We start from the raw sequence: 6,735 nt of genomic DNA, 5'->3' as shown, positions 1-6,735 counted from the left end.
AAGGCGGTCGGCACGGTGTTCGCCAAGTCGCAACTGGTGATCCGCCGCACCGGCGATGAAACCTGGGAACTGCTGATCCGTCGCAGCTTCTCCGACTACTGGTGGCTGTGGCTGCAGGATGCAGCGGCGGAATACGGGCTGAGCATTCAGGCTTAACCTTCGACTGGCGAACTGGAGCTTCAATTATGAGTCGCGCCCCGGATACATGGATTCTGACTGCCGATTGCCCGAGCCTGCTGGGTACGGTGGACGTGGTGACACGCTACCTGTACGAGCAAGGCTGCTACGTCACCGAACACCATTCGTTCGATGACCGGCTGTCCGGACGCTTCTTTATCCGGGTCGAGTTTCGCCAGCCCGATGGCTTTGATGAAGCGACCTTCCGCGCCGGCCTGACCGAACGCAGCGATGTCTTCGGCATGCTGTTCGAACTGACAGCGCCCAAGTACCGGCCGAAAGTGGTGATCATGGTCTCCAAGGCCGATCACTGCCTGAACGACCTGCTCTATCGTCAGCGCATCGGCCAGCTGTCCATGGACGTGGCCGCGGTGATCTCCAACCACCCGGACCTGGAACCCCTGGCCCGCTGGCACGAGATCCCGTACCACCATTTTCCGCTCGACCCCCATGACAAGCCGGCGCAAGAGCGCAAGGTGCTGGAGGTGATCGAGTCGTCCGGTGCGGAACTGGTGATCCTTGCCCGCTACATGCAAGTGCTGTCGCCGGAACTGTGCCGCAAGCTCGATGGCTGGGCGATCAATATCCACCACTCCCTGCTGCCGGGTTTCAAGGGTGCCAAGCCCTATCACCAGGCATACAACAAGGGCGTGAAACTGGTAGGCGCCACCGCGCACTACATCAACAACGACCTCGACGAAGGCCCGATCATTGCCCAGGGCGTCGAAGCGGTCGATCACAGTCACTATCCCGAAGACCTGATTGCCAGGGGCCGGGATATCGAATGCCTGACCCTGGCGCGCGCGGTGGGCTACCACATCGAGCGCCGGGTGTTCCTCAACGCTAACCGTACCGTCGTTTTGTAATGCAACTCCTTGCCCGGGGGGGAGCTTTGGCCGCTCCCGGGCACACCGCTACATAAAAACAACAGCGAGGTTAAAGCATGTCTGGTAATCGTGGTGTGGTGTATCTCGGCAACGGCAAGGTCGAAGTCCAGAAGATTGACTATCCCAAAATGCAGGACCCGCGTGGCCGGAAAATCGAGCACGGTGTCATCCTGCGCGTGGTCTCTACCAACATCTGCGGCTCGGACCAACACATGGTACGCGGCCGTACCACCGCTCAAGTCGGCCTGGTGCTGGGTCACGAGATCACCGGTGAAGTGATCGAGAAGGGCAGCGATGTCGAAAACCTGAAAATCGGCGACCTGGTGTCGGTGCCATTCAACGTCGCGTGCGGCCGTTGCCGTTCGTGCAAGGAGCAACACACCGGTGTCTGCCTGACCGTAAACCCTGCCCGTGCCGGTGGTGCCTACGGATACGTGGACATGGGCGACTGGACCGGCGGCCAGGCCGAATATGTACTGGTGCCATACGCCGACTTCAACCTGCTGAAACTGCCGGACCGCGACAAGGCCATGGAGAAAATCCGCGACCTGACCTGCCTCTCCGACATCCTCCCCACCGGCTATCACGGCGCAGTCACCGCCGGCGTCGGCCCGGGCAGCTCGGTCTACATCGCCGGTGCCGGCCCGGTCGGCCTGGCAGCCGCCGCCTCGGCGCGCCTGCTCGGTGCCGCCGTGGTCATCGTCGGTGACGTCAACCCGGTCCGCCTGGCCCACGCCAAGGCCCAGGGCTTCGAAATCGCCGACCTGTCCCAGGACACCCCGCTGCACGAACAGATCGCCGCATTGCTGGGCGAGCCGGAAGTGGATTGCGCCGTCGATGCCGTAGGCTTCGAAGCCCGCGGTCATGGCCACGCCGGCGCCAAACACGAAGCCCCGGCTACCGTGCTCAACTCGCTTATGGGTGTGGTGCGTGTTGCCGGCAAGATCGGTATCCCTGGCCTCTACGTGACCGAAGACCCGGGCGCTGTCGATGCTGCTGCGAAAATGGGCAGCCTGAGCATTCGCTTTGGCCTGGGCTGGGCCAAGTCCCACAGCTTCCACACTGGCCAGACGCCGGTCATGAAATACAACCGCGCACTGATGCAGGCGATCATGTGGGACCGGATCAATATTGCTGAAGTGGTGGGTGTGCAGGTAATCAGCCTGGATCAGGCGCCGGAAGGGTATGGCGAGTTTGATGCTGGGGTGCCGAAGAAGTTTGTGATTGATCCGCACAAGATGTTCAGCGCGGCCTAAAGATCCGTGCTTGTCAGAACGCCTCGCTGGTAAAACAGCGGGGCGTTTTTATTGATGCCAAGTAAGCTTGCTCACGGTGGGAGCCCTTGCCACCAGTACACGGAACAATCATCCGAATTCTCAGTCAAACGCCTGCTTTGCGCCCACACTCGGGCGTCTTTATGGCTCATGAGGTCGTTTCAATGAAGATTACCCGCGGTTTTGCACTGGCGACGCTGATGACCCTGGCCGCGAGCCCGGTGTTTGCCTTTAACCTGGGCGATGCGGCCAATGCGGTCGCGGCCATGCAGGGCGGCAACCAGAACAACGGTCAAACCACAGCCGTGGCCCCGGCCACTGGCCTGCTCAATACCCTGGGCACCGAGCTGAAAATTACCCCCGAACAGGCCATCGGCGGCACCGGCGCCTTGCTGGGCCTGGCCCGGAATCAGTTGAGCCCGACCGACTACGCCGAACTGAGCAAGTCGGTGCCGGGGCTGGACCTGCTCTCGGGTGTCAGCGCACTGGGGAGCCTGGGTGGCCTGGGCAGCTTGCTGGGCAATCCCAATGGCACCGGCACCGGGAGCCAGTCCGTGCTGGATAACGCCCTGGGCAATGTGAAGAACACCAACGACCTGAATAACGCCTTCAGCGCCCTGGGCATGGACACCGGGATGGTCGGCCTGTTTGCCCCGGTAGTGCTGCAATTCCTCGGGCAGCAGGGTGTCGCCGGTTCGCTGTTGCAGAGCCTGGGCACGGCCTGGGGCGTAGCCGCAACCAATACCGACACCGATACCGACAGTTAACCCTTGAGCTCGGCGCGCAAGGCGTCGATGCGTTGGTCCTTTTCCATCCAGAGCTGGTTGACCCAGTTCTGGACGGTCTGGCGAAAGGCCGGATCGTTCTCGTAATCCCCTGCCCACAATGCCGGATCGAGTTCACGCAGCTGAATGTCGATGATCACTTTCGGCACTTGCCCGCTGAGCAGTTCCCAGAAGCCAGGCGCCTTGTCGCCGGGGTAGGCCACGGTGACATCGAGCAATGCGTCCAGTTGTTCGCCCAGGGCGGCCAGTACAAAGGCAACGCCGCCTGCCTTGGGTAGGAGCAGGTGGCGAAAGGGCGAGCGCTGCGCGGCATGCTTGGCTTCAGTGAAGCGCGTGCCCTCCAGGTAATTGACCACGGTCACCGGCTGGCGTTTGAACAGCTCGCAGGCGGCCCGGGTGATTTCCAGATCATGGCCCTTGAGGTGCGGGTGCTTGTCCAGGAAGGCCTTGCTGTAGCGCTTCATGAAGGGATAGTCGAGTGCCCACCAGGCCAGGCCCAGGAAGGGCACCCAGATCAGCTCTTTCTTCAGGAAGAATTTGAAAAATGGTGTGCGTCGATTGAGTGCCTGGATCAGTGCCGGGATATCGACCCAGGATTGATGGTTGCTGACCACCAGGTAGGAGGTGTCCTGACTCAGGGTGGCGGCGCCGCGCACCTCCCATTGGGTCGGCAGGCACAGGGCGAAAATCAGCTTGACGATTTCGGCCCAGGTTTCGGCGATCCACATCACGGCGGCGGAGGCACGGTCACGATTTCGGCCTTTCAAGACCAGCTTGAGCAGGGCGAAGACCATCAAGGGGCCGATCAACACCAGGGTGTTGAGCAGGAACAGCAGGGTAACGAAACAGCCGGTGAGCAGGCGGCGCATAAGACGACTCTTGGAAAACGTGAAAGCCGGCCATGATAAGCAGCCAGAGCCATTACGCCAAATCGCCGGCCCGCGTAACGAATGTTTGACCAGATGTTGGCTAAGCTTGGCTTCCGTTATATTGCAGTGCCGAACCATTCGACGACAGACGGTCTAACGTCGGGCGCTTTAATTTCAACCTGAGGTAATCACCACGTGAAATCCGTTCTTGCGCTGTTAACCCTGCTGGCCCTGCCGGTCATGGCAGCTGAGCCAACCGTCTATGGGCGCTATGAATACATCGGGGTTTCGGAAATCGGCAAAGTCCTGACGGCCAAGATGGACACCGGTGCCTTGACCGCCTCGTTGTCGGCCAAGGACATCGAGCAGTTCACCCGTGACGGTCAGGACTGGGTGCGTTTCCGCCTGGCGACCAAGGACGGCGACGGCAAGGTCTACGAGCATCAGGTCGCGCGAATCAGCAAGATCAAATCCCGTGCCGACGAAGATGAAGAAAGCGTAAGCCCCAACGTCGCCAAACGCCCGGTGATCGAGCTGGATATGTGCCTGGGCGGCATCCAGCGCACCATAGAGGTCAACCTGGCCGACCGCAGCAACTTCAACTACCCGCTGCTGATCGGCGCCAGGGCCTTGCGTGAGTTTGGTGCGGCGGTGAACCCGGCCCGGCGTTTCACCGCTGGCAAACCCAACTGCTGATAGCGCCTCAGGCAGTCGGCGGCTCGGTAGCCTTGAGCGACGGACGCTGACTGACCTCGGCATACCATTGGGCCAATTGCGGCTGCCTGGCGCGCCAACCCAGAGTGGGCATGCGGAAGTCCAGGTAGCCCAATGCACAGGCGACACTGATTGCGGCGATGTCGAAGCTCGAACTCAGTTCCTTGATGCCGTCTCGCTCAAGGTAGGCCAGGGTGCGTTCGATCTTTTCCTGCTGGTTTTCCAGCCACAGGTCCCAGTGTTTTTCTGCCGGGCGCAGGAAGGTTTCGTAGCGGATCAGCACCGCGGCATCGAGGATGGCGTCGGCCAGCGAGGCCAGGGTCAGGCGCCGCCAGCGTGCCGGGACTTCACGCGGGATCAGCGGCGTGCCGGTGTGCTGGTGGTCCAGGTAGTCGAGGATCACCCGGCTGTCATGCAGGACGCTGCCGTCGGCCAGGCGCAGAGCCGGGAGCTTGCCGGCCGGGTTGTCCTGGTTCAGGCCGCTGTCGGGGCTGACCGGACTTACGGTGACGGTGTTGGTGGCGACACGGTCCAGTTGCCCGGTTTCATGCAGCAGGACCATCACCTTGCGCACGAAAGGAGAGCTGGGAGAGTGGAACAGGGTCATGCTGGGGGTGGACATGGCGATCCCTCGTTGATGGTGAGCGCCTAGCCTAATCAGCCGCATTGAGATTTGCGAGTGCTTCGCGCTGCCAACCCCCGAACACTGAGCACCGTCGGCATCACCAACCCTATCCACGCCAGCGCATCCCACCAGCCATCGCCCAACAGCGCCGCGAACAATCCCCCCGCACCGAGCAGGGCAATCAACACAGGCCAGCCAAACACCGGCCAGAACGTCGATTTCTTCTTCCTTGTCATCGCGCCATCTCCGTCTGGCCAGCGGTCGCCGATGCCGGCGCCCGCCGCCGCACCCACCACAAATAGAGTCCGCTACCGAGCACGATGATGGTCAGCACATCGAGCACGGCCCAAAGGATCTGCATCGGTCGGCCACCGTAGTCGCCGAAGTGCAACGGCTGCGACAGGCCCATGGCATTCATGTACCAGGGGCGGTCGCCGATGGCGGTTACCTTCAGCGTACGGGCGTCGATCAACACCGGCGTCCACAGGTGCGAAGTCAGGTGGGTGTTGCCTTTCATGAACACGGCGTAATGGTGTTCGCTGGAGAAACGGGTACCGGGGAAGGCGACGAAGTCCGGCTCCATACCGGGTGCGGCGCGGGCCGCGATATTCAGCAGGTTTCTGGTGGGTGCCAGGGTTTGCAGCTGCGGAGCATCGCGATACGGCGCCACCATCGCCGCCAGGCTTTCGTTGCGCCAGGCGGCGATGACCAGGTCGGCGCAGGCGCTGATCACGCCGGTCACACCCACCACCAGCGCCCAGCTCAAAGTGACGATGCCGATCAGGTTGTGCAGGTCGAGCCAGCGCAGGCGCGTGGACTTGTCATTGCGCACGGTGGCGAACTTCAGGCGGCGCATGAAGGGTGCGTACAGCACCACGCCGGAAATGATCGCGACCACGAACAGCAGGCCCATGAAGGCCAGCAGCAGCTTGCCCGGCAGCCCGGCGAACATGTCCACGTGCAGGCGCAGCATGACCATCATGAAGCCGCCGTTGGCCGATGGCGTCTCGATGGGGTCGCCGGTGCGAGCGTCGAGCATGAAAGTGTGCGAGCTATTGGGCTCGGTACCGGCCGTGGCTGCCATGATGGCCAGTACGCCATTGGGTTCGTCATCGTCCCAGCCCAGGTACTGTACGACTTCACCAGGCCGATGGGCCTCGGCCCTGAGCACCAGCTGCTGCGGGTTCAGGCGGCCGGCATTCTCGGGCATTTCCTTGAATTTGGGCGCATTACCGAGCAGGTGATCGATCTCGTGATGGAAGATCAGCGGCAAGCCGGTCACTGCCAGCATCAGCAAGAACAGGGTGCAGATCAGGCTGGTCCAGGTGTGGATAAAGGACCAGCGGCGGATGGTTGAGCTTTTCATTTGTTGCCCTTCACAAATACCAAAGCCGTCAGCGAGTG

General features: G+C 61.9%; 9 protein-coding genes. 5 read left to right on the top strand and 4 right to left on the bottom strand.

The window, feature by feature from the left end; all coding sequences use genetic code 11:
• The 4 genes from F2S13_RS26025 to F2S13_RS26010 all read left to right on the top strand — a co-directional run.
• On the top strand, nucleotides 1-156 hold a 156-nt coding region (locus F2S13_RS26025; protein WP_218584102.1), incomplete at its 5' end, for a sarcosine oxidase subunit gamma family protein.
• Between the two features lie 29 nt (nucleotides 157-185).
• A complete protein-coding gene (gene purU, locus F2S13_RS26020) occupies nucleotides 186-1,043 on the top strand; it encodes a formyltetrahydrofolate deformylase (protein WP_166366318.1) in 858 nt (285 codons plus the stop codon).
• A 77-nt stretch (nucleotides 1,044-1,120) separates the two neighbouring features.
• Complete coding sequence (fdhA, locus tag F2S13_RS26015) at nucleotides 1,121-2,320, top strand: formaldehyde dehydrogenase, glutathione-independent (RefSeq protein ID WP_166366316.1); 1,200 nt, start codon at nucleotides 1,121-1,123, stop codon at nucleotides 2,318-2,320.
• 182 nt (nucleotides 2,321-2,502) lie between these two features.
• A complete protein-coding gene (locus F2S13_RS26010) occupies nucleotides 2,503-3,105 on the top strand; it encodes a DUF2780 domain-containing protein (protein WP_166366314.1) in 603 nt (200 codons plus the stop codon).
• On the opposite strand, the gene F2S13_RS26005 is transcribed toward F2S13_RS26010, so the two are convergent.
• Nucleotides 3,102-3,992 (bottom strand): acyltransferase, encoded by an 891-nt coding sequence (locus tag F2S13_RS26005; protein ID WP_166366312.1) that lies wholly within the window; start codon nucleotides 3,990-3,992, stop codon nucleotides 3,102-3,104. The genes F2S13_RS26010 and F2S13_RS26005 overlap by 4 nt on opposite strands.
• 195 nt (nucleotides 3,993-4,187) lie before the next feature.
• On the opposite strand from F2S13_RS26005, the gene rloA2 reads away from it, so the two are divergent.
• Complete coding sequence (gene rloA2, locus F2S13_RS26000) at nucleotides 4,188-4,688, top strand: retropepsin-like aspartic peptidase RloA2 (RefSeq protein ID WP_166366310.1); 501 nt, start codon at nucleotides 4,188-4,190, stop codon at nucleotides 4,686-4,688.
• Nucleotides 4,689-4,695: 7 nt separating this feature from the next.
• Here rloA2 and F2S13_RS25995 read toward each other — a convergent pair whose 3' ends face one another.
• From F2S13_RS25995 to F2S13_RS25985, 3 genes are read right to left on the bottom strand one after another with little or no spacing between them, the layout of a single operon-like run.
• Nucleotides 4,696-5,328 (bottom strand): glutathione S-transferase, encoded by a 633-nt coding sequence (locus F2S13_RS25995; RefSeq protein WP_166366308.1) that lies wholly within the window; start codon nucleotides 5,326-5,328, stop codon nucleotides 4,696-4,698.
• A gap of 35 nt (nucleotides 5,329-5,363) precedes the next feature.
• Nucleotides 5,364-5,567: a hypothetical protein gene (locus F2S13_RS25990; RefSeq protein ID WP_166366306.1), complete on the bottom strand. Its 204-nt coding sequence runs from the start codon at nucleotides 5,565-5,567 to the stop codon at nucleotides 5,364-5,366.
• A complete protein-coding gene (locus tag F2S13_RS25985; protein ID WP_166366304.1) occupies nucleotides 5,564-6,697 on the bottom strand; it encodes a PepSY-associated TM helix domain-containing protein in 1,134 nt (377 codons plus the stop codon). Before F2S13_RS25985 ends, F2S13_RS25990 begins: the two co-directional genes overlap by 4 nt.
• Between the last annotated feature and the right edge of the window lie 38 nt (nucleotides 6,698-6,735).

The organism is Pseudomonas akapageensis (assembly GCF_011355085.1).
GTDB classification, from domain to species: Bacteria; Pseudomonadota; Gammaproteobacteria; order Pseudomonadales; family Pseudomonadaceae; genus Aquipseudomonas; species Aquipseudomonas akapageensis.
The sequence above is the reverse complement of the archived record's forward strand: the minus strand, read 5'-3'. Positions and strand labels throughout refer to the sequence as shown.